Origin of the sequence: Halomonas saccharevitans, assembly GCF_032333995.1 — a bacterium.
GTDB lineage: Bacteria > Pseudomonadota > Gammaproteobacteria > Pseudomonadales > Halomonadaceae > Halomonas > Halomonas saccharevitans.
In genome coordinates, this window is record NZ_JAVXUR010000003.1 from 181,052 (window position 1) to 201,846 (window position 20,795).

General features: G+C 67.8%; 19 protein-coding genes. 12 read left to right on the top strand and 7 right to left on the bottom strand.

Annotated elements, in window-relative coordinates:
* Positions 1-110: 110 nt before the first annotated feature.
* The 5 genes from RSO68_RS08875 to RSO68_RS08895 form a co-directional block, all read right to left on the bottom strand.
* The gene (locus tag RSO68_RS08875; protein ID WP_315586323.1) at positions 111-875 is read right to left on the bottom strand and encodes an aspartate/glutamate racemase family protein; all 765 of its coding nucleotides are present in this window, start codon (positions 873-875) and stop codon (positions 111-113) included.
* A 106-nt stretch (positions 876-981) separates the two neighbouring features.
* Positions 982-2,262 carry a TRAP transporter large permease gene (locus tag RSO68_RS08880; RefSeq protein WP_315586324.1) on the bottom strand — a complete coding sequence of 427 codons (1,281 nt, stop codon included), beginning with the start codon at positions 2,260-2,262 and terminating at the stop codon, positions 982-984.
* Positions 2,259-2,816: a TRAP transporter small permease gene (locus RSO68_RS08885; RefSeq protein ID WP_315586325.1), complete on the bottom strand. Its 558-nt coding sequence runs from the start codon at positions 2,814-2,816 to the stop codon at positions 2,259-2,261. Before RSO68_RS08885 ends, RSO68_RS08880 begins: the two co-directional genes overlap by 4 nt.
* The gene (locus RSO68_RS08890) at positions 2,813-3,811 is read right to left on the bottom strand and encodes a TRAP transporter substrate-binding protein (RefSeq protein ID WP_315586326.1); all 999 of its coding nucleotides are present in this window, start codon (positions 3,809-3,811) and stop codon (positions 2,813-2,815) included. The genes RSO68_RS08885 and RSO68_RS08890 overlap by 4 nt, the downstream gene beginning before the upstream one ends.
* A 325-nt stretch (positions 3,812-4,136) precedes the next feature.
* Complete coding sequence (locus RSO68_RS08895) at positions 4,137-4,835, bottom strand: GntR family transcriptional regulator (protein ID WP_315586327.1); 699 nt, start codon at positions 4,833-4,835, stop codon at positions 4,137-4,139.
* 192 nt (positions 4,836-5,027) lie between these two features.
* On the opposite strand from RSO68_RS08895, the gene RSO68_RS08900 reads away from it, so the two are divergent.
* The 6 genes from RSO68_RS08900 to RSO68_RS08925 all read left to right on the top strand — a co-directional run bounded on the left by RSO68_RS08900 (position 5,028) and on the right by RSO68_RS08925 (position 11,310).
* The gene (locus RSO68_RS08900) at positions 5,028-5,765 is read left to right on the top strand and encodes a maleate cis-trans isomerase family protein (RefSeq protein WP_315586328.1); all 738 of its coding nucleotides are present in this window, start codon (positions 5,028-5,030) and stop codon (positions 5,763-5,765) included.
* Positions 5,766-5,841: 76 nt separating this feature from the next.
* Positions 5,842-6,885 carry a TRAP transporter substrate-binding protein gene (locus RSO68_RS08905; protein WP_315586329.1) on the top strand — a complete coding sequence of 348 codons (1,044 nt, stop codon included), beginning with the start codon at positions 5,842-5,844 and terminating at the stop codon, positions 6,883-6,885.
* A 52-nt stretch (positions 6,886-6,937) separates the two neighbouring features.
* The gene (locus RSO68_RS08910; protein WP_315586330.1) at positions 6,938-7,561 is read left to right on the top strand and encodes a TRAP transporter small permease subunit; all 624 of its coding nucleotides are present in this window, start codon (positions 6,938-6,940) and stop codon (positions 7,559-7,561) included.
* Complete coding sequence (locus RSO68_RS08915) at positions 7,558-8,859, top strand: TRAP transporter large permease (RefSeq protein WP_315586331.1); 1,302 nt, start codon at positions 7,558-7,560, stop codon at positions 8,857-8,859. Before RSO68_RS08910 ends, RSO68_RS08915 begins: the two co-directional genes overlap by 4 nt.
* A gap of 244 nt (positions 8,860-9,103) precedes the next feature.
* Complete coding sequence (gene hydA / locus RSO68_RS08920) at positions 9,104-10,534, top strand: dihydropyrimidinase (RefSeq protein WP_315586332.1); 1,431 nt, start codon at positions 9,104-9,106, stop codon at positions 10,532-10,534.
* Positions 10,535-10,536: 2 nt separating this feature from the next.
* A complete protein-coding gene (locus tag RSO68_RS08925; RefSeq protein WP_315586333.1) occupies positions 10,537-11,310 on the top strand; it encodes a 2-keto-4-pentenoate hydratase in 774 nt (257 codons plus the stop codon).
* Positions 11,311-11,512: 202 nt separating this feature from the next.
* On the opposite strand, the gene cynS is transcribed toward RSO68_RS08925, so the two are convergent.
* Both cynS and RSO68_RS08935 read right to left on the bottom strand, forming a co-directional pair.
* A complete protein-coding gene (gene cynS, locus RSO68_RS08930; RefSeq protein ID WP_315586334.1) occupies positions 11,513-11,983 on the bottom strand; it encodes a cyanase in 471 nt (156 codons plus the stop codon).
* A 20-nt stretch (positions 11,984-12,003) separates the two neighbouring features.
* Positions 12,004-12,663: a carbonic anhydrase gene (locus tag RSO68_RS08935; RefSeq protein ID WP_315586335.1), complete on the bottom strand. Its 660-nt coding sequence runs from the start codon at positions 12,661-12,663 to the stop codon at positions 12,004-12,006.
* A gap of 111 nt (positions 12,664-12,774) precedes the next feature.
* On the opposite strand from RSO68_RS08935, the gene cynR reads away from it, so the two are divergent.
* The 6 genes from cynR to pyk all read left to right on the top strand — a co-directional run bounded on the left by cynR (position 12,775) and on the right by pyk (position 20,762).
* Positions 12,775-13,668, top strand: a complete 894-nt coding sequence (cynR, locus tag RSO68_RS08940) for a transcriptional regulator CynR (protein ID WP_315586336.1) — start codon at positions 12,775-12,777, stop codon at positions 13,666-13,668.
* A 343-nt stretch (positions 13,669-14,011) separates the two neighbouring features.
* Positions 14,012-15,787, top strand: coding sequence for a glyoxylate carboligase (gcl, locus tag RSO68_RS08945; RefSeq protein ID WP_089846847.1), 1,776 nt, complete (start codon positions 14,012-14,014; stop codon positions 15,785-15,787).
* 103 nt (positions 15,788-15,890) lie between these two features.
* Positions 15,891-16,667, top strand: coding sequence for a hydroxypyruvate isomerase (hyi, locus tag RSO68_RS08950; protein ID WP_315586337.1), 777 nt, complete (start codon positions 15,891-15,893; stop codon positions 16,665-16,667).
* A gap of 177 nt (positions 16,668-16,844) precedes the next feature.
* Positions 16,845-17,732 (top strand): 2-hydroxy-3-oxopropionate reductase, encoded by an 888-nt coding sequence (locus tag RSO68_RS08955; RefSeq protein ID WP_315586338.1) that lies wholly within the window; start codon positions 16,845-16,847, stop codon positions 17,730-17,732.
* 202 nt (positions 17,733-17,934) lie between these two features.
* Positions 17,935-19,275, top strand: coding sequence for a glycerate kinase type-2 family protein (locus tag RSO68_RS08960; RefSeq protein WP_315586339.1), 1,341 nt, complete (start codon positions 17,935-17,937; stop codon positions 19,273-19,275).
* Complete coding sequence (gene pyk, locus RSO68_RS08965) at positions 19,272-20,762, top strand: pyruvate kinase (protein ID WP_089846841.1); 1,491 nt, start codon at positions 19,272-19,274, stop codon at positions 20,760-20,762. The genes RSO68_RS08960 and pyk overlap by 4 nt, the downstream gene beginning before the upstream one ends.
* The last annotated feature ends 33 nt before the right edge of the window (positions 20,763-20,795 follow it).

A 20,795-nucleotide genomic window follows, 5' to 3' on the forward strand; every position in this document is an offset into this window, starting at 1 on the left:
GGAGCGGTGAGCGGGAAGAAGCCCGTCGGGCGAATGTGCTCAGTATAGGGCGCGTCACGGCGGGGCGGGAAGGCCGCCGGGGGGTTCCCGGCGGCCTGCTCCGCACGTGCTCAGGCCTGCGTGGTGGCCAGCGGCTGGCGGCCGACCAGTCGCGAGAGGGCCTCGCCCAGGCCCTGGCAGTCCTTGCTGGGCGGCACGGCGAAGCTGCCGCCGCGGGGCGCGGTGGGGGCTAGATCGACCATCGCCTGGGCCTGGTGCAGGGCGCAGGTCACCCCGTCCAGTGCCGGCACCGGTAGGCGATGCGCCACCGAGCGGGCGAGCCCCGCCAGCGGCGCGCCGGCGAGTATCAGCACGTCGGCGCCATCGTCGGCCACCGCCCGCTCGGCCAGCGCCACCAGGCGATCGCCCTGATCCTCCTGGACGCGGCCGATGTGGGCCAGCGGCTCGTCCAGGGCGCGGATGCTGGCCAGCCGGTCGGAGAGGCCGTAGCCCGCGATGGTCTCGCGGTACCAGGCCTGGATGCGCTGGGAGATGGCGATCACCGAGAAGCGGCTGCCCTGCTGGCAGGCAGTGACCAGGGCGGCCTCGGTCATGCCGACCACCGGGATCGGCAGGATCTCGCGCAGCGCGGCAAGCCCGGGGTCGCCGAAGGCGGCGACCACTACGGCGTCGTGGTCGGCATGGGCCTCGGCGGCGACTTGCATGGCCGCGTAGCCGCCGACCTGAGACTCGGCCCGGGTCTCGATGTAGGCCACGCCGAAGGGCGCGGTGGCCATGGTCAGCTCGGTGCCGGGGCGGGTGCTGCGCCGCGCCTCGGCCTCGATCAGGCGGGTCACGTCGGTGGAGATGTTGGGGTTGATGACCAAAAGTTTCATGGCGTGCTCTCGTGTTCGGATGTCGATGCCGCGCTCTGGGCGCAGTGGTCCTCGCAGCCCGCCCGTGAGGGCGGGGCGCGGGACTCTCGTTATGGTCGAGTGGTCGTCAGTAGCCCATGGCGCGGGGCAGCCAGGTGACGATGCCGGGGAAGGCGATGCAGGCGATCAGCACGGCGTATTGGAAGAGGATGAACGGCCAGGCGCTCTTCATCAGCTCGTTGAGGCTGAGGTTGGAGATGCCGCACATCACGAACAGCAGCACGCCCACCGGCGGCGTCATCATGCCGACCACCAGGTTCATCACGAACAGGAAGCCGAACAGCAGCGGGTCGACGCCATAGGCCAGCGCGATGGGGGCCAGCAGCGGGACCAGCATGATGTAGGCGGCGTTGGATTCGATGAACATGCCCACGCCGATCAGCAGCGCCATGACCAGCAGCAGGAACATCAGCGGGTCGGAGGTGAGCCCCTGGATCCAGTTGGTGAGCTGCATCGGGATCAGGTCGATGGTGAAGGCGAAGGTCATGGTCGAGGCGAAGGCGATCAGCGCGCCCACCATGGCGGCGGTCACCGCGGCGTTGAACATCGCCTTGGGCAGGTCGGAGAGGCGCAGCTGGCGAGTCACGAAGAAGCCGATCAGCAGCGCATAGACCACGGCGATGGCGGCCCCCTCGGTAGGAGTGAAGGCGCCGGCGACGATGCCGCCGACCACCACGATGGGCATCAGCAGGATCGGCAGGGCGCGCCAGGTCTGCACCAGCACGTGGCGCAGCCCCACCACGCCGCCGACCAGCGGATAGCCGCGGCGCATCGACAGGAAGCTGGCCAGGCCCATAAAGCCCACAGCAAGAATCACACCGGGTATGACTCCTGCCATAAACAGCCCGCCCACCGAGACCGAGGAGCCGGCCATCAGGGCGTAGATGATCATGGCGTTACTGGGCGGAATGATGGCGCCCAGGTTGGCGGCCGAGGCCACCACGGCGCTGCTGTAGCCGGTGTCGTACTGCTGGCGCATGGAGGGCACCAGCGAGCTGCCCAGGGCGCTGGCGCTGGCCACTGCGGCGCCGCTGACCGCGGCCAGCACCATGCCGGCGACGATGGCGACGTGGGCCAGGCCGCCGTGGACGCGCCCGATCAGCGAATTGGCGAAGTCGACCAGCCGCTGCAGGATGCCGGCGGCGACCATCAGCTCGCCGGCCAGCATGAACAGCGGGATGGCCATCAGCGGGAAGCTGTTGACCGAGTGCATCATGCGCTGGGGCATCACCGAGAAGTCCATGCCGCCGACGTAGAGGCCGACCAGCGAGGCCAGGCCCAGGGCGAAGGCCAGCGGCATGCGCAGCAGGGCGAAGCCCAGGAAGGTGAAGATGATGGCGGGGGTCATGAGGCGCTCCCTCCTTGACGCTCCGGCGGGGCGCTTGGCAGCGGCTCCAGCCGGCAGGCCTGGGCGATCAGGTGCAGGCAGCAGTGGACGGCACAGACCAGCACGGCGATGTAGAAGACGGCGGCGGTGATCGGCAGGGTCGGCATCATCTCCTGCCACTTGTCGGCCACCGCGCCGAGGCTGATCCAGGCCAGCACCGCCATCAGCATGGCGCCGACCAGCGCCATCAGGCGCGCCAGCGAGTCCCGCACGCTCTTCGGCAGCAGGCTCACCAGGGCGTCGATGCCGACGTGGATGCCGACCTTGATGCCGTGGGGAATGGCCAGGAAGATCGCCCACACGAAGCACAGGCGCGACAGCTCATCGGCGGAGTCGATGGAGGTGCCGAGCACGTAGCGGGCGAACACCTGGGACGAGACCAGCACGGTCATCAGCGTCATGGCCAGCAGGATGGCGAAATAGGAGCTGCGATCCAGCAGCGCCAGGCCGTGCAGGAAATGGCGGGTGAGCGGGCTGGAGGCATGCGCCTCCAGCCGGTGCCAGGCGGGTGTCATGACCCCAGCTCCTCGAGCACCCGGTCAACGATCTCCGCGCCGATCTTGTCGCGCAGGTCATCGACCACGCCCTGGCTGGCGTCACGCAGCGCGCTGCGGGTCTCGTCGCTGATCGGGGTGAACTGCATGCCGCGCTCGATCAGCGTCTCGCGGGCCGCCGTGTCCTCTTCGGCGGCGGTCTCGCGCTGCCAGGCCACCGCCTCGGCCATCGCCTCGTTCACCGCCTGCTGCTCGTCCTCGCTCAGTCCCTCGAACTTGTCGCGATTGGCGACCACCACGATGTAGTCGTAGAAGTGGCCGGTATCGGAGAGATAACTCTGCACCTCGTCGAGGCGCTTGGTGCTGATGATGCTGTAGGGGTTCTCCTGGCCGTCGAGCACGCCCTGCTGGAGGGCCCCGTAGACCTCGTTGATGTCCATGGAGACCGGGTTGGCGCCGATGGCCCGGAAGGTGTCCAGGTGGGTCTGGTTGGGCTGCAGGCGGATCTTGAGGTCCTGGAAGTCCTCCACGGTCTCGAGGGGGTGGACGCTGTTGGTGACATGGCGGAAGCCGAGCTCCATGTAGCCGAGTGCCGTGAAACCGGCCTCGGCGAGCTTCTCGTCGAGCAGCTCGCCGACCTCGCCGTCGATCAGCGCGAAGGCGTCCTCGCGGCTGTCGAAGGCGAAGGGCAGGCTCAGCGCCTCGAGCTCGGGCACGGTGCGCGACAGGTAGGAGATGCCGATCCAGGTGCCCATGATGGCGCCCGAGTTCACCTGGTCGACGTTCTCACCGGCGCCGCCTAGCTGCATGTTGGGGAACAGTTGGGCGGTCAGGTCGCCGTCGGTACGCTCGGCGAGCTGCTCCTGGAAGATCTCCATGGCGCGGCTGCTGGAGTGATCGTCGGTGAAGTTGCCACCGAAGCGCAGGGTGTCGGCGCCGGCCATCAGCGGCGCGCCGAGGCCCAGGGCCAACAGCAGAGGGGTGGTGTAACGAATGGTGCGCGTTGTTGTTGTCATCCGAAAATCCTTCGCGGCAAGTGAGGAGGAAGCGGGGGGCGCCCAGGGGCAAGCCAACGCTTCAGGGAAACCATAGGTCAGCGTTTCTAAAAATTCAAAATACAGAATACGGTTTTTTTAATTATTCAATAAAATCATAAGATTGTATTTTTACAAATGCCGAGCAGGTAAGCGGCTGGGTGCATGTGGGCATGCGATCGCATCACTCGCCGAGAGGGCACTCGGCTCCAGTCGGCCCTCTGGGCGATGGATCGAGAGGGCGAAGGGGCGAGGAGGGAGATGGCCCAGCCGGCGCTAGGCAGCGGCCGGCCAGCGCCGGCAGGGCTCAGCGCGATGCCAGGCCCTCGAGCACCGCGTCGCCCGTCTTGCGCATGTGGTCGCGCATGGCGCAGGCCAGGGCCTCGCCGTCGCGGCGCTCCAGGGCGTCGAGGATGCGCTCGTGCTCGCGGGCCGACTCGTCCCAGCGACCGAGCTTCATGTTGGCCGCGTAGCGGGCGCGGGTGATCTTGAGGGTGAGCGCGGTCTCGAGCTCGAGCAGCACGCCGTTGCCCGAGATCTCGGCCAGCCGGCGATGGATCCGCTGGTTGAGGCGGAAATACTCGGCCCGCTCCTGGCGCTGATAGTGATCCAGCATCTGCCGGTGCAGCGTGCGCAGCTCGGCGATCTCGGCGTCGCTGGCGCGCCGCGCCAGCAGCTGCCCGGACAGCGCCTCCAGCTCCACCATCACCTCGAACAGGTCGGCCACCTCCCGGGGATCCACCTCGGTCACCTTGGCGCCGCGATTGGGCAGCAGCTCCACGAGCCCCTCGTTGGCCAGCACCTTGAGGGCCTCGCGCAGCGGGGTGCGCGAGACCTCGAAGGACTCGCAGAGGCGCTTCTCGGAGATCCGGCTGCCCGGCGTCAGCTCACCCTCCAGCACCATCTCGCGAAGCTGCTCGGCCACCACCTCGTAGAGCGACAGGCGGCGCAGCGGCGCCGAGCCGGCGAGGGCCTCGGGGGCGTTCACATCTGCGGTGTCGTCCATGGACGTCTCCTGTTGGGAGGCGACGCGAACCCGCGTCGCCGGTTGCCGAAAAGTGTACTTGCAAAATCTGGATCTTGTGCGAGTCTTTGCATGCTGTATTTTGAATTCAAAATTCAGAGCACGCCAAAAGCCCGATAAGCGCGTCCAATAACAACGCCAACACGAACGCCGACAAGAACAAGGATCCTGCCCATGTCACGCACCCTGATCGGGATGCTCACTCCCTCCTCGAATACCGTGCTGGAGCCCTATACCGCGGCCCTGCTCGGCGAGCTGATGCCCGAGGTGACCGCCCACTTCCAGCGCTTCACGGTCAAGGAGATCTCCCTGAGCGACCAGGCGCTGGCGCAGTTCGACCCGGCCCCGCTGCTCGAGGCCGCCGGCCTGCTCAACGACGCCCGCATGGACGTCATCGCCTGGAACGGCACCTCGGCGAGCTGGCTGGGCTTCGAGGCCGACCGCCGGCTGTGCGCCGCCATCACCGAGGTGACCGGCGCGCCGGCGACCACCAGCGTGCTGGCGCTCAACGAGGCGCTCGAGCGCACCGGGGTGACCCGGCTCGGGCTGGTGACGCCCTATCTCGACGGCATTCAGGAGGCGATCGTCGCCAACTATCGATCCGAGGGGATCGAGGTGGTCGCCGAGCGCCACCTCAACGATCGCGGCAACTTCTCCTTCTCCGAGTATGACGAGGCCACCCTGACCGAGATGGTGCGCGAGGTGGCCAAGGCGAAGCCCCAGGCCATCACGATCCTCTGCACCAACCTGCGTGGCGCCGGCATCGTGCCCGAGCTCGAGCGCGAGCTCGGCATTCCCATCTACGACTCGGTCAGCGTCACCGTGTGGAAGACGCTGGCCCTGGCCGGGATCGATCCCGCTCGCATCACCGGCTGGGGAGGGCTGTTCCAGGATCCGCGCCTGACGGCCTGAGTTCGGCAACGCTCCCCGACATCAACGGCAAGACCACCACCAATAATCCCAATCACGAGGTGACCCAATGCCAACCATGACCCCCAAACAGATCGCACTCGGCGTATCGATGGCCGGCGGCCTGCTGATCGGCGGCCTGGCCCAGGCCGAGACCATGCTGCGAACCGTGGGCAACTTCTCCGGCAACAAGCTGCACGTCGAGCAGGTCGAGCGGCCCTTCTTCAACGAGCTGAATGCCCGGGACGACCTGGCGGTCGTCTACAACCCCATGGATGCCATCGGCGTCGAGGCGGCCGATGCCCTGCGCCTGATTCGCTCCGGCGCCTTCGACGTGATGTCGGTGCAGATCGGCATGGCCTCCCGGGACGAGCCGTTCTTCGAGGGTATCGACCTGGCCGGCGTGTCGCCGAGCCTGGATGCCCAGGGCGAGGCGGTCGATGCGGTGCGTGAGGCGTTCGATGCGCGCCTGCAGGAGCGCTTCAATGCCAAGCTGATGACGCTGTGGCCCTTCGGCCCGCAGATGATGTTCTGCAACGGCGACATCGACGGCGTCGAGGACCTCGCCGGCAAGAAGGTGCGCGTCTTCACCCCCTCCATGTCACGCCTGGTGGAAGGCCTTGGCGCCATCCCGGTGACGCTGCAGTTCAGCGAGGTCTACCTGGCCCTGCAGCGCGGCGTGGCCGACTGCGGCGTGACCGCGCCCTCCGCCGGTAATAACGGCAAGTGGCCGGAGGTCACCGACACCTTCGTGCCGCTGCCGCTGGCCTACTCGGTGCAGGGTCACTTCATGAACCTCGACACCTGGAACGGCTTCAGCGAGGAGCAGCAGCGTGAACTCACCGAGGCCTTCGCGCGCCTGGAAGCGCAGATGTGGGGACTGGCCTCCGAGGTCAACGACGACGCCATCGCCTGCAACACCGGCCAGGAGAGCTGCACCAACCACGAGGCCTACGACATGGACCTGGTGGAGATCGATCCGAGCTCTCGCGAACTCGTCGAGCAGATCACCAGCGAGGCGGTGCTGCCGGTGTGGGCCGAGACCTGCAGCAAGCAGTACGACGACTGCGCCGCGGTCTGGAATCGCACCGTGGGTGAGGCCGCCGGCCTGAGCATCCAGTAAGCGTCGTCAACCCACGCCCCGGCCGCGGCCGGGGCGCCCCTGGAGGTGCCCGATGCTACCCCGGAATCCCTACTGGCTCGCCCGCAGCCTGGCCCACGGCGCCGCCGTGGCCGCCGGCTATGCCGCGCTGGGCCTGTCGCTTCTGATCACCTTCGAGGTGATCGCGCGCAAGCTGTTCAACTTCTCCCTGCAGGGTGTCGACGAGATCGGCGGCTACGTGCTGGCGATCGGCGTCTCGTTCAGCTTCGCCTACGCCCTGCTGCACCGCGCCCATACCCGGGTCGACGTGCTGATGGCGCGGCTGCCGGCCGTGCTGCAGGCGCCGCTCAACGTCGCGGCGATGCTGATGCTCGCCGCCTTCTCGCTGTTCATGCTGTGGCGGGCGATCGAGACCCTCCACGAGACCCTGGAGTTCGGCAGCCTGGCCAGCACGCCGCTGCAGACCCCGCTATGGATTCCCCAGAGCCTGTGGGTGATCGGCCTGGGGGTCTTCGCCCTGCTCACCAGCCTGCTGGCGCTGCACGCCCTGGCGCAGCTGGTCACCGGCCGCGTGCGTGCGCTCAACCGGGATTACGGTCCGCGCAGCGCCCAGGATGAGCTGGACGAGGCCCAGCGGGACTACGGCGACAGCGTGTCCACGACCGCTACCCCCGCCACTCAGGGAGACGCGACATGATCGGCGCATTCGAGGTCCTGATCGGCTTTGGCATCATGCTCGGCATGATGGCGGCCGGCATTCACGTGGCGGTGGCGATCTTCTCGGTCGCCGCCCTGGGTACCCTGATGTATCTGGGCACGCCGCTGCTCTACTCCTTCGGCGACACCCTGTGGGGCACCCTCAACGACTTCATCCTCACCGCCATCCCGCTGTTTATCCTGCTCGGCGAGCTGCTGCTGCGCAGCGGCATCACCGAGCGGATGTACAGCGCCCTGTCGGTGTGGCTCAACCGCATGCCCGGCGGGCTCTTGCACACCAACATCGGCGCCTCCTCGGTGTTCGCCGCCATGTCCGGCTCGTCGGTCGCCACCGCCGCCACCATCGGCACCGTGGCGCTGCCGGCCTTCGCCGAGCGGGGCTACAGCGAGCGCCTGGCGCTGGGTACCCTGGCCGCCGGGGCAACGCTGGGCATCCTGATTCCGCCCAGCATCAACATGATCATCTACGGCGCGATCACCAACACCTCCATCGGCAAGCTGTTCATCGCCGGCATCCTGCCGGGGCTGGCGCTGGCCGGGGCCTTCATGCTGGCGATCATGGCCTTCAGCCTGCTGCGCCCCGAAGTGGCCGGCGAGCGCGAGCCCAGGGTGCCGCTGCGTGCGCGCCTGGCCTCGCTGGTGGACCTGCTGCCGCCGGCCTTCGTCTTCGCCATCGTCATCGGCAGCATCTACAGCGGCTGGGCCACGCCCACCGAGGCCGCGGCGCTCGGCGTGGTCGCCGCGCTGCTGCTGGCCGCGATCAATCGCAAGCTGACGCTCACCATGCTCCACGAGTGCTTCCTGTCGATGGCGCGGACCACGGCGATGATCATGCTGATCATCGTGGCGGCCTTCTTCCTCAACTACATCGTCGGCATCCTCGGCATCCCCCATACCCTGACCCAGTGGGTCGCCGACCTGGGGCTCTCGCCGCTGGGGCTGATCCTCGCGCTGGTGATCTTCTACCTGGTGCTGGGCTGCTTCCTCGAGACGCTGTCGATGATGATCGCCACCGTGCCCATCGTGGTGCCGATGGTGGTGCAGTTCGGCTTCGACCCGGTGTGGTTCGGCATCTTCCTGGTGATCATGATGGAGATCTCGCTGATCACCCCGCCCATCGGCATGAACCTCTACGTGGTGCAGGGAGTGCGCGGACGCGGCTCGATCTCCGACGTGATGATCGGCAGCCTGCCGTTCCTCGCCATCATGCTGGCCTTCGTGGCGCTGATCATCATCTGGCCGGGCCTGGTGCTGTGGCTGCCCGAGGCCATGGGCTAGGACATGCCCGATGGCCATTTTGGCCTTTCCTAACGCTCGACGTTGACGGGCGCCGGGGGCAAGGCGACGCGAGGGTCTTTTGCCATGGATGGCAAAAGTAGCGCCCAGGGAAGGGTTTACAGCGCTCTCGCGAAGCTTGCCGCCGGACAGGCGCATCACGATCGAGGACCGTGGAAGGATTCCTGATTCGCTCCGGTCGGCCTCTGCGCCGGCTCATTCCGACACTTCAGACGAGGCACGCGACATGTCACGCTTCGACACCATCATCAAGAACGGCCAGCTGATCACCGCGGCCGACCGCTACACGGCCGACATCGGCATCAAGGGCGGGCGTATCGTCGCCCTGGGCCATGAACTGGGTGAGGCCGACGAGATCATCGACGCCCAGGGGCTCTGGGTGATGCCCGGCGGCATCGACGCCCACTGCCACCTCGACCAGCCGCTCGGCGACGGCGCGGTGATGGCCGACGACTTCCTGACCGGCACCCGCTCGGCGGCCTGTGGCGGCACCACCACGGTGATTCCCTTCGCAGCCCAGCAGAAGGGCCAGAGCCTGCGCGCCGCTGTGGAGGACTATCACCGGCGCAGCGACGGCAAGGCCTTCATCGACTACGCCTTCCACATGATCGTCACGGACCCCACCGAGACGGTGCTCAAGGAGGAGCTGCCGGCGCTGATCAACGAGGGCTACAGCTCCTTCAAGATCTACCTGACCTACGACGACCTGAAGCTCAACGATCGTGAGGTGCTCAACGTGCTGGCCATGGCCCGCCGCGAGGGCGGCATGGTCATGGTCCACGCCGAGAACGCCGACTGCATCGCCTACCTGACCGAGCTGCTCGAGGCTCAGGGCCAGACCTCGCCCTACTACCACGGCGTGGCGCACTCGGCGATCGCCGAGCGCGAGGCCACCCACCGGGCCATCTCGCTGGCCGAGCTGATCGACGTGCCGCTGTTGATCGTGCATGTCTCCGGTCCCGAGGCGATCGAGCAGATCCGCTGGGCCCAGGGGCGCGGGCTGCGCGTCTACGGCGAGACCTGCCCCCAGTACCTGATGCTGACCGCCGCCGATCTGGACCAGGAGGGCTTCGAGGGCGCCAAGTGCGTGTGCAGCCCGCCGCCCCGCGACGCGGCGGCCCAGGAGGCGGTGTGGCAGGCGCTGGAGAGCGGTGTCTTCCAGGTGTTCTCCTCGGACCACGCGCCGTTTCGCTTCGACGACCCCCAGGGCAAGAAGCTGCACGGCGAGTCGGCGAGCTTCGAGCACATCCCCAACGGCATCCCGGGGCTCGAGACGCGCCTCTCGATCCTGTTCTCCGAGGGGGTGGTCAAGGAGCGCATCGACCCGACGCGCTTCGTGGCCCTGACCGCGACCAACCCGGCCAAGATCTACGGCCTCTATCCGCAGAAGGGCACCATCGCCATCGGCAGCGACGCCGACCTGACGCTGTGGGATCCCGCCGCTCGCTCCACCATCCGCAACGCCGACCTGCACCATGCCGTTGACTACACCCCCTACGAGGGCGTGGAACTCACCGGCAAGCCGGTGCTGACGCTGTCCCGCGGCCGGGCGGTCTACCGGGACGGCGCCTTCACCGCGCCGGCCGGCCACGGTCGCTTCCTGACCTGCGACAAGCCCACGCCCGCTCGGCCGCGTGGCCAGGCGAAGGGGTTCTGAGGATGGCGCAGCAAGAGCGAATCGACGAGCGGATCGACCGCGCCGCCAAGCGCCTGCTGGCGGCCTATCCCCCCGGAGCGATGATCCCGGTGCCGACCGACCTGGCGCTTGCGGATGAGCGCACGGCCTATGCCGTGCAGTCGCGGGTGTCGGCCGCGCTGGGCACGCCCAGCGGCTGGAAGCTCGGCGGTATCGTGCCGGACGAGACGCCGCGCTACTCGCGGCTGTTCGCCGAGTGGAGCCAGGTCTCGCCGGCGCGCTTCTCGCGTGACGTCTTCCATCGCGTCTTCCTGGAGCCGGAGCTCGCCGTGGTGATGGGCGAGGCCCTGCCTTTTCGCGAGATGCCCTACCGGCTCGACGAGGTCGCCCCCCGCGTCGCGAGCCTGCACGCGGCCATCGAGCTGGTCGACAGCCGCTTCGTCGAGTGGCCGGCGGTGCCGGCGCTCTGGCAGCTGGCCGACGGGCTCAGCCACGGCGCCTTCGCGCTGGGTGAGGCGGCGCCGGCGGGGGACCTTCGTCAGATGCGCGACGCCGCCTACCGCCTCGAGCTCGACGGCGAAACGGTGCTCGACGGCCAGGGCGGCCACCCGGGCGGCGACCCGGCGCGGCTGCTGGTGGAGATGATCAACGACCACATGGCGGCCACGGGGCAGGGCATCGCGGCCGGCGAGGTGATCACCACCGGCACCTTCAACGGCGTGGTGGAGATGCGCGCCGGCCAGCGGGCAAGGCTCGCCTTCGCCGGCATCGGCGAGGCCGTGCTGGATCTCGACTAGCCTGACCTCGAGCCGCCTGGACGCGACGAACCGCGGCGCCTCGAAGGCGCCGCGGTTCGTCGCGTCATGCTGTGTCTTTCCCTCTCGAATCTCGCCCTCTCGAGCCTTCGCGATCCGAGCCACCGCCGCCTGGCGCTGGCTCGGGAGTCGCTGGGCGTCGCTCTGGAGTCTCTTGTGAGTCTCTTGTGAGAGGGGAGGCCGCTCAGAACGGCTTGTAGGGCAGGAACTTGCCGTCGAGGGTGATCACCGCGCGGGAGCCGCCCTCGGGGTCTTCCACCTTCTTCACGTCGAGCTTGAAGTTGATGGCGCTGATGATGCCGTCGCCGAACTCCTCGTGCACCAGGGCCTTGAGGGTCGTGCCGTAGACCTGAATCATCTCGTAGAAGCGGTAGACGGTCGGATCGCTGGGGATGGCTTCCTCGAGGCTGCCGCGCAGCGGGATCGTCTGCAGCAGCGCCACGTCGTCGGCGTCGAGCTCGAGGGTCTTGCCCACGACCTCGGCGGCCTCGGCGGGCAGGGGGTGCTGGCCCAGCAGCGCGGCGGTGACAAAGGCCTTGCTCAGGCCGGTGCCCGCGGTGATCTCGGCGAACGACAGGTCCTTCCTGGCCTTGGCGATCAGCGCGCGGTCGGTCAGTGCCTGACGGGCGGCCTGGCGGTTCTGGGATTGCAGCATGATGGTATCTCCTTGGGTGATCAGACAGCTGCGGGCAGCTGCTCGGGGGTGGCGCGGGCCGTGGTGTGGTCCGCGAGGGAAACGAAGGTGTTGGTGCGGGCGTCGAGGGCGTCGATCTGGCCCGAGGCGATGTCGTAGACCCAGCCGTGCAGGGCCAGGCGTCCCTCATCGAGGGCGAAGCGCACCGAGGGATGCGTCTTGATGTTGGCCAGCTGGGCGATCACGTTCTCGCGGACCAGGCCATCGACGCGTTCACGCTCGCTGTCGTAGTGGCGTGCCCGGTTGACGATCCGCGCGGAGTCGGCGTAGCGCAGCCACTTGTCGACGGCGGGCATGTGCTCCATGCACTGGCAGCTGGCGATGGCCGTCATGGCGCCGCAGTCGGAGTGGCCGCAGATCACGATGTCGGCCACGCCCAGGGCCGTCACCGCATACTCCACCGCGGCGGAGACGCCGCCGGGCTCCGGGCCATAGGAGGGCACGATGTTGCCGGCGTTGCGGATCACGAACAGGTCGCCGGGCTCGCGCTGGGTGACCAGCTCCGGGACCAGGCGGCTGTCGGAGCAGGAGATGAACAGCGCCCGGGGCGCCTGTCGGGAGGCCAGATCCTGGAACAGGGCGGCGCGCTTGGGAAAGGCGTCGCGCTGAAAGGTCAAGAAACCGTCGATGATGTCCTGCATGGTGGGCTCCGTCTGCGTCGTTGCGATGCAGGGAAATCTACGCCCGCCTCCCGATAAGGTAAAAGACCCATGTACAATGATCGCCATAAGTCTCAATTATGGTGATCAGGCATGCTGCTGCGTCATATCCACTACTTCCTCGCCGTCGCCGAGCACCGCGGCTTCACCCGGGCGGCCGCCGCCCTGCACGTCTCCCAGCCGGCGCTCTCTCAGCAGATCAAGCAGCTCGAGGAGCGGCTGGGGGCGCCGCTGTTCGACCGCTCCGGGCGCGCGATCCGCCTGACCGATGCCGGCGAGGTCTACGCGCGCTTCGCCCGGCTCGCCCTTAAGGATCTGGAGGCGGGCGAGCGCGCCATCCACGACGTCGGCGACCTCAGCGAGGGCAGCCTGCGCCTCGCGATCACGCCGACCTTCACCGCCTACCTGGTGGGCCCGCTCGTCGCCGCCTTCCACGCGCGCTATCCCGAGATCACGCTGAGCGTCGGCGAGATGTCTCAGGAGCGCATGGAGGAGCTGATCAACGACGACCGGATCGACGTGGGGATCGCCTTCGACGAGGTGCACTCCGCGGATCTCGAGGCGACCGAGTTGCTCGTCGAGACGCTGACCCTGGGGGTGGGGCGGGAGCATCCACTGGCCGGGCAGGCGCGCGTGGCGCTCGCCCGGCTCGACGCCCAGCCGATGATCCTGCTCGATGACGAGTTCGCCACCCGCGAGCGCATCGATCGCTACTGCCGCCAGCACGGCGTCTATCCCCGGGTGATGATGGAGGCCAACTCGATCAGCGCGGTGGTCGAGATCGTGCGCCGAACGTCTCTGGCGACCCTGCTGCCGGAGCCGATCGTCCGGCAACACGACGACTTGCTGGCCCTGGCCCTCGAGCCGTCCTCCTTCTTTCGCACGGCCGTTCTGCTGCAGCGCCGGGGTGCCTATCGCACCGCCGCGGCGCGCGCCTTCGTCGATCTGGCCCTGGAGCCCTGTCGAGACCTCGCGCCGTCGCCCTGACCCCCGGTCGGGCTACGCCATCGCCACCCTCGCTACCCCCGCGAAACGCCGTGCCACGCTGACGTCGGGCGCGATCTGTCGCCACAATGCCGAAGGATTGCATACATAAATCGGAAGCCTGTGCCGACAGTCGTCGGTGCGGCGCGGATGATGAAGCGGCATGCCATTGCCGCGGTGAGCATTTTATATCTCGACAACCACCTGATATATAAACGAGTTTTTTCGGCGAAAAATAAGCTGGAAATGTTTTCCAGAAAATCTTGACGGACCCCGGGAGTGGCGCCTAGTCTCTGTATACAGAAATATTTTCCAAAGAATAAAACCCGCCACTGGAGGAATCGTCATGGCTCGCATGACCGCCGCGGAAGCTGCCATTCACGTGCTGCGCAAGGAGGGCGTCGATGTCGCCTTCGGGGTGCCCGGCGCCGCCATCAACCCCTTCTACGCCGCGATGCGCAAGGTCGGAGGCGTCGATCACGTGCTGGCGCGCCATGTCGAAGGCGCCTCGCACATGGCCGAGGGCTATACTCGCACCCAGCCGGGCAACATCGGCGTGTGCATCGGTACCTCCGGCCCGGCCGGCACCGACATGATCACCGGTCTCTACTCTGCCTCGGCGGACTCCATCCCGATCCTGTGCATCACCGGCCAGGCACCGACCGGCAAGCTGCACAAGGAAGACTTCCAGGCGGTCGACATCCAGGCCATCGCCGGTCCGGTCACCAAGTGGGCCGTCACCGTGCTGGAGGCCGCCCAGGTGCCGCGCGCCTTCCAGCAGGCCTTCCAGCTGATGCGCAGCTCGCGTCCGGGCCCGGTGCTGCTCGATCTGCCCATCGACGTGCAGATGACCGAGATCGAGTTCGATCCGGACACCTATGAGCCGCTCCCCGCCTACAAGCCGGCCGCCAGCCGCGCCCAGGTGGAGAAGGCGCTGGGCATGCTCAACGAGGCCGACAAGCCGCTGCTGGTGGCCGGGGGCGGCATCATCAACGCCGATGCCGCCGACCAGCTCACCGAGTTCGCCGAGCTGACCGGGGTGCCGGTGATTCCGACCCTGATGGGCTGGGGCACCATTCCCGACGATCACCGCCTGATGGCAGGCATGGTCGGCCTGCAGACCTCGCACCGCTACGGCAACGCGACCATGCTCGAGTCCGACTTCGTGATGGGCATCGGCAACCGCTGGGCCAACCGCCACACCGGCACGCTCGAGACCTACACCAAGGATCGCAAGTTCGTTCACGTGGACATCGAGCCGACCCAGATCGGGCGCATCTTCGGCCCCGACTATGGCATCGTCTCCGACGCCAAGGCGGCGCTCGAGCTGTTCATCGAAGTGGCCCGCGAGTGGCAGGCCGAGGGTAAGCTCAAGGATCGCAGCGCCTGGGCCGAAGAGTGCCAGGAGCGCAAGCGCACTCTGCTGCGCAAGACCCACTTCGACGAGGTGCCGGTCAAGCCGCAGCGCGTCTACGAGGAGATGAACAAGGCGTTCGGCAAGAACACCCGCTACGTCAGCACCATCGGGCTCTCGCAGATCGCCGGCGCGCAGTTCCTGCACGTCTACAAGCCGCGCCACTGGATCAACTGTGGCCAGGCGGGGCCGCTGGGCTGGACCATCCCGGCCGCCCTGGGCGTGCGTCGCGCCGACCCGGATACCGATATCGTCGCGCTCTCCGGCGACTATGATTTCCAGTTCATGATCGAAGAGCTGGCGGTCGGGGCACAGTTCAACCTGCCCTACATCCACGTGGTGGTGAACAACTCCTACCTGGGACTGATTCGCCAGGCACAGCGCGGCTTCGAGATGGACTACCAGGTGCAGCTCGCCTTCGAGAACATCAACTGCCCGGAGATCAACGGCTACGGCGTCGATCATGTCTCCGTGGTCGAGGGCCTGGGCTGCAAGGCGATCCGCGTCACCGAGCCCGATCAGATTGCGTCGGCCTTCGCCGAGGCGCGTGAGCTGATGAAGGAGCATCGCGTGCCGGTGATGGTCGAGATCATCCTCGAGAAGGTGACCAACATCTCCATGGGCACCGACCTGGGTGGCATCAACGAGTTCGAGTCGCTGGCCGAGAATCCCGCCGACGCTCCGAGCTCCATCGCCGCCCTGCGCTGAGCCGCTCTTCGCTGAAGGGCAGGAGGCTCGCCGCCGGTGGGGACCGGCGGCGAGCGCTCCGGAAAGACCGCTGAAATACATGAAAAGAGACAGGGAGATGCACATGGCCAAGTTTGCCGCCAATCTCAGCATGCTGTTCACCGAGGTCGACTTCCTCGACCGCTTCGAGGCCGCCGCCAAGGCCGGCTTCAAGGGCGTGGAGTACCTCTTCCCGTACGACTTCGAGGCCGCCGATATCAAGCGTCGTCTCGACGACAACGGCCTGACCCAGGTGCTGTTCAACCTGCCGGCCGGCGACTGGGGCGCGGGTGAGCGCGGTATCGCCTGCCATCCGGATCGCGTCGAGGAGTTCCGCTCGGGCGTCGATCGCGCGATCGCCTACGCCAAGGTGCTGGGCAACACCCAGGTCAACTGCCTGGCCGGCATCAAGCTCGAAAACGTCAGCGACGATCAGGCGCGCCAGACGCTGGTCGAGAACCTGCGCTTCGCCGCCGAGAAGCTCGCGGCCGAGGGCATCCTGCTGATCGCCGAGCCGATCAACACCCGCGACATCCCGGGCTTCTTCCTCAACCGCACCGCCCAGGCCCTGGCGCTGTTCGACGAGGTGGGCTCGAACAACCTGAAGCTGCAGTACGACATCTATCACATGCAGATCATGGAAGGGGATCTGGCTCCGACCATCGAGGCGAACCTCGCGCGCATCGCCCACGTGCAGCTGGCCGATAACCCCGGCCGCCACGAGCCGGGCACCGGCGAGATCAACTATCCCTTCCTGTTTGCGCACCTCGATCGTCTCGGCTATGACGGCTGGATCGGCTGCGAGTACAAGCCCAAGGCGGGCACCCAGGAAGGCCTGGGCTGGCTGGACGGCGTTCGCTGAAACGTGACTGCGCTCGGCATCTCGATCGCCGGCGGTGCTCGGAGTCCTCATGTACTGACGTACACTCCGGCTCCTCCGCTCCGGCGGCGACCGACCTGCCATCGCTCGTAACGCGTTTCGCACCAGGAAAGATCGAGAAACAATGCGACGCATCACGCAAGTGACAGGAGAGATATCATGAGCAAGATCGGATTTATTGGACTGGGCATCATGGGTCGTCCCATGGCGGGCCACCTGCTGGACGCCGGCCACGAACTGACCACCGTCAAGCGCGGTACCCTGGACGAGACCCTGGCCTCCAAGGGCATGCAGGCGCTCGCCGATCCCAAGGCGGTCGCCGAGGCCTCCGAGGTGATCATCACCATGGTCCCGGACACCCCGGACGTCGAGCACGTGCTGTTCGGCGAGGGCGGCGTGATCGAGGGCCTGAAGCCCGGCACCCTGGTGATCGACATGAGCTCCATCGCGCCGATCCCCACCCAGGAGTTCGCCAAGCGCGTCCATGAGGCGGGTGGCGAGTACGTCGACGCCCCGGTCTCCGGCGGCGAGGGCGGCGCCATTAACGCCGCGCTGACCATCATGGTCGGTGCCACCGAAGAGGGCTTCAAGCGCGCCACGCCGGTCCTCGAGGTAATGGGCAAGACCATCACCCACATCGGTGGACACGGCGCCGGCCAGACCTGCAAGGTGGCCAACCAGATCGTCGTCGCCTTGACCATCGAGGCGGTCTCCGAGGGTCTGCTGTTCGCCTCCAAGGCCGGCGCCGACGTGGCCAAGGTCCGCGAGTCGCTGCTCGGCGGCCTGGCCCAGTCGAAGATCCTCGACGTGCACGGCGAGCGCATGATCAAGCGCACCTTCGATCCGGGCTTCAAGGTCAAGCTGCACCAGAAGGACCTGAACCTGGCACTCGAAGGCGCGCGCACCCTCAACCTCTCACTGCCCGGCACCGCCAACGCCCAGCAGCTGTTCCAGGCCTGTGCCGCGCAAGATGGCGCCGACTGGGATCATGCCGGCATGGTCCGGGCCCTGGAGTCTCTGGCCAACCACGAGATCGGCCAGGACTGAGTGACGACACGTCCAGCGACAGGTCGTGAGCTCTACCCGTCGGCTGTCATTGTGGGCCGACGGGTGACAGGGAGGTGACTGCTCCCTGACGGCAGGCGTCGGGTCGTCGTCTGCCGGATCGCCGCTGGCGATCGTTGCCCGGTGGTGGGTTCCCCCTGAAGTACCCTCCCGTCACCGGGCCTTTTTCGTGAAGGAGACTCCCATGAACACACTCAGCCCCCAGGTCTCTCACGGCGCACTCGCGGCGCCGAGCGACTGGCTCCGGCAGCTGGCGGATACCGCCATCGCGGCCGTGCATCCCGATACCCTGCTGCCCGACCGGCTCCCCGAGCCGCCCCGCGGGCGCACCCTGGTGGTCGGCGCCGGCAAGGCCGCCGCCGCCATGGCCGCGGCCCTGGAGCGCAGCTGGCAGGCCCATCAGCCCGAGGCGCCGCTCGATGGCCTGGTGGTGACCCGCTACGGGCACGGTCCACAAGGGCAGGGTCCTCAGGGGCCGCAGAGCGAGTGCCGGCGCATCGAGGTCCTCGAGGCCTCGCACCCGATGCCCGACGACCTGAGCGAGCAGGCGGCGCGCCGCATGCTCGAGGCCGTGCAGGACCTGGGGGAAGATGACCTGGTGATCGCGCTGGTCTCCGGCGGCGGCTCGTCGCTGATGACCCTGCCGGCACCCGGCGTGAGCCTGGCCGAGAAGCAGGCGATCAACAAGGCGCTGCTGAGAAGCGGCGCACCGATTCGCGAGATCAATACCGTGCGTCGCCACCTCTCCGCCATCAAGGGCGGACGCCTGGCGGCTGCCGCGCACCCGGCCCGGGTGCTGACCTGGCTGATCTCCGACGTGCCCGGCGACGAGGCCTCGCTGATCGCCTCCGGGCCGACCCTGCCCGACGCGAGCCGTCCGGCCGAGGCGCTGGCGATCCTCGAGCGTCACGGCATCGAGGTCTCCGACGGCGTGCGTCAGTGCCTGGCCGGCCAGAGTACGCCGCCGCGGCCCGACGACGCCGGCTTCGCCCGGGATTCAAGCGAGATCCTCGCCCGCGCCCGGGACGCCTTGGCGGCCGGGCAGGCCGCCGCCGAGCACGATGGCATCGAGGTGCGCCTGCTCGGCGACGATCTGGAAGGCGAGGCCCGTGCGCTGGGCCGTGCCCAGGGCCGCATGGCCCTCTCCGCCCAGGACGGCCTCGAGCGGCCGCTGCTGATTCTTTCCGGCGGCGAGACCAGCGTGACCGTCGAGGGCGACGGCCGCGGCGGACGCAACGTCGAGTACCTGCTGGGGCTGTTCACGGCCCTCAAGGGCGCTCCCGGCATCCACGCCGTGGCGGTGGATACCGATGGTATCGACGGTTCCGAGGATAACGCCGGCGCACACTGCTCCCCCGAGGATTGGGGCAGGGCGCAAGCGGCGGGGCTCGATCCCGACGACTACCTGTCACGCAATGACGCGTATACTTTCTTCGAGGCCCTGGACGACCTGATCGTCACCGGGCCGACGCGCACCAATGTCAACGATTTTCGTGCCATCCTGGTACTGCCGAGGACCTCATGACGCTGCCGACTCACGCCCCGATTCACGCCCCCATTCGCCGCACCAAGATCGTCGCCACCCTGGGTCCGGCCAGCGACCGGGAGGGCGTGCTGGAAGAGATGCTTTCCTCCGGCGTCGATGTGGTTCGCCTCAACTTCTCCCACGGCTCGGCCGACGATCACCGCCAGCGCCTGGCGCGGGTGCGCGAGATCGCCGCGCGCCTGGGGCGCAGCGTCGCCGCGCTGGGTGACCTGCAGGGCCCCAAGATTCGCATCGCCCGCTTCAAGGAGGGCGCCGTGACCCTGGAGGAGGGCCAGTCCTTCATCCTCGACATGGGCCTGGACGGCGATCAGGGCGACGCCACCCGCGTCGGCTGCGACTACAAGACCCTGGCCGACGACGTCGCCCCGGGCGATCGCCTGCTGCTCGATGACGGCCGGCTGGTGCTCGACGTCAACCGCGTCGTCGACCACCTGATCCACACCAGCGTGGTGGTGGGCGGCAAGCTCTCCAACAACAAGGGCATCAACAAGCAGGGCGGCGGCCTCTCCGCCCCGGCGCTGACCGACAAGGATCGCGCCGACCTGAAGACCGCCGTCGACATCGGCGTCGACTATCTGGCGATCTCCTTCCCGCGCAGCGCCGCCGACATGCTCGAGGCCCGCGAGCTGCTCGGCGAGGCCGGCGCCGAGATCGGCCTGGTGGCCAAGCTCGAGCGCGCCGAGGCGGTGGCCAGTGACGAGACCCTGGACGGCATCATCCGCGCCAGCGAGGCGGTGATGGTGGCCCGCGGCGATCTAGGCGTGGAGATCGGCGATGCCAAGCTGATCGGCACCCAGAAACGCATCATCAAGCATGCCCGCACGCTGAACCGCGCGGTGATCACCGCTACCCAGATGATGGAGTCGATGATCGAGTCGCCGCTGCCCACCCGGGCCGAGGTGTTCGACGTGGCCAACGCGGTGCTCGACGGCACCGACGCGGTGATGCTCTCCGCCGAGACCGCCGCCGGCGACTTCCCGGTAGAGACCATCGAGGCGATGAACCGGGTGTGCATGGGCGCCGAGCGCGAACGCCGTGCCCAGGAGTCCGGCCACCGCATCCACGAGGGCTTCAGCCGCATCGACGAGACCATCGCGCTCTCGGCGATGTATGCCGCCAACCATCTCGAAGGCGTGGCCGCCATCGCCTGCATGACCGCGTCGGGCTACACGCCCTTGATCGCCTCGCGGATCAGTTCGGGGCTGCCGATCGTCGGGCTGGCCCATAACCCGATCGCCCAGCGTCGCATGGCGCTCTATCGCGGGGTGGTCTCGCTGCCCTTCGACACCAGCGAGATGAGCGCTTCCGAGCTCAACGACCGCGCCCTGGCGCTGCTGGTCGGGCAGGGCATCGCCGAACCGGGCGATCACGTGATCCTCACTCGCGGCGATCACATGAACGCCCACGGCGGCACCAACACCCTGAAGATCCTCGATGTGGGGGCGGAACACCAGGCCGATGCGTGATTCTTGTATACGATAGGTCCGTCTGCTGTGGCC

What these genes read in the sequence shown, in the direction of transcription:
- RSO68_RS08875 (WP_315586323.1), bottom strand. Translation starts at nt 875, where the DNA reads ATGAAACTTTTGGTCATCAACCCCAACATCTCCACCGACGTGACCCGC.
- RSO68_RS08880 (WP_315586324.1), bottom strand. Translation starts at nt 2,262, where the DNA reads ATGACCCCCGCCATCATCTTCACCTTCCTGGGCTTCGCCCTGCTGCGC.
- RSO68_RS08885 (WP_315586325.1), bottom strand. Translation starts at nt 2,816, where the DNA reads ATGACACCCGCCTGGCACCGGCTGGAGGCGCATGCCTCCAGCCCGCTC.
- RSO68_RS08890 (WP_315586326.1), bottom strand. Translation starts at nt 3,811, where the DNA reads ATGACAACAACAACGCGCACCATTCGTTACACCACCCCTCTGCTGTTG.
- RSO68_RS08895 (WP_315586327.1), bottom strand. Translation starts at nt 4,835, where the DNA reads ATGGACGACACCGCAGATGTGAACGCCCCCGAGGCCCTCGCCGGCTCG.
- RSO68_RS08900 (WP_315586328.1), top strand. Translation starts at nt 5,028, where the DNA reads ATGTCACGCACCCTGATCGGGATGCTCACTCCCTCCTCGAATACCGTG.
- RSO68_RS08905 (WP_315586329.1), top strand. Translation starts at nt 5,842, where the DNA reads ATGACCCCCAAACAGATCGCACTCGGCGTATCGATGGCCGGCGGCCTG.
- RSO68_RS08910 (WP_315586330.1), top strand. Translation starts at nt 6,938, where the DNA reads ATGCTACCCCGGAATCCCTACTGGCTCGCCCGCAGCCTGGCCCACGGC.
- RSO68_RS08915 (WP_315586331.1), top strand. Translation starts at nt 7,558, where the DNA reads ATGATCGGCGCATTCGAGGTCCTGATCGGCTTTGGCATCATGCTCGGC.
- hydA (WP_315586332.1), top strand. Translation starts at nt 9,104, where the DNA reads ATGTCACGCTTCGACACCATCATCAAGAACGGCCAGCTGATCACCGCG.
- RSO68_RS08925 (WP_315586333.1), top strand. Translation starts at nt 10,537, where the DNA reads ATGGCGCAGCAAGAGCGAATCGACGAGCGGATCGACCGCGCCGCCAAG.
- cynS (WP_315586334.1), bottom strand. Translation starts at nt 11,983, where the DNA reads ATGCTGCAATCCCAGAACCGCCAGGCCGCCCGTCAGGCACTGACCGAC.
- RSO68_RS08935 (WP_315586335.1), bottom strand. Translation starts at nt 12,663, where the DNA reads ATGCAGGACATCATCGACGGTTTCTTGACCTTTCAGCGCGACGCCTTT.
- cynR (WP_315586336.1), top strand. Translation starts at nt 12,775, where the DNA reads ATGCTGCTGCGTCATATCCACTACTTCCTCGCCGTCGCCGAGCACCGC.
- gcl (WP_089846847.1), top strand. Translation starts at nt 14,012, where the DNA reads ATGGCTCGCATGACCGCCGCGGAAGCTGCCATTCACGTGCTGCGCAAG.
- hyi (WP_315586337.1), top strand. Translation starts at nt 15,891, where the DNA reads ATGGCCAAGTTTGCCGCCAATCTCAGCATGCTGTTCACCGAGGTCGAC.
- RSO68_RS08955 (WP_315586338.1), top strand. Translation starts at nt 16,845, where the DNA reads ATGAGCAAGATCGGATTTATTGGACTGGGCATCATGGGTCGTCCCATG.
- RSO68_RS08960 (WP_315586339.1), top strand. Translation starts at nt 17,935, where the DNA reads ATGAACACACTCAGCCCCCAGGTCTCTCACGGCGCACTCGCGGCGCCG.
- pyk (WP_089846841.1), top strand. Translation starts at nt 19,272, where the DNA reads ATGACGCTGCCGACTCACGCCCCGATTCACGCCCCCATTCGCCGCACC.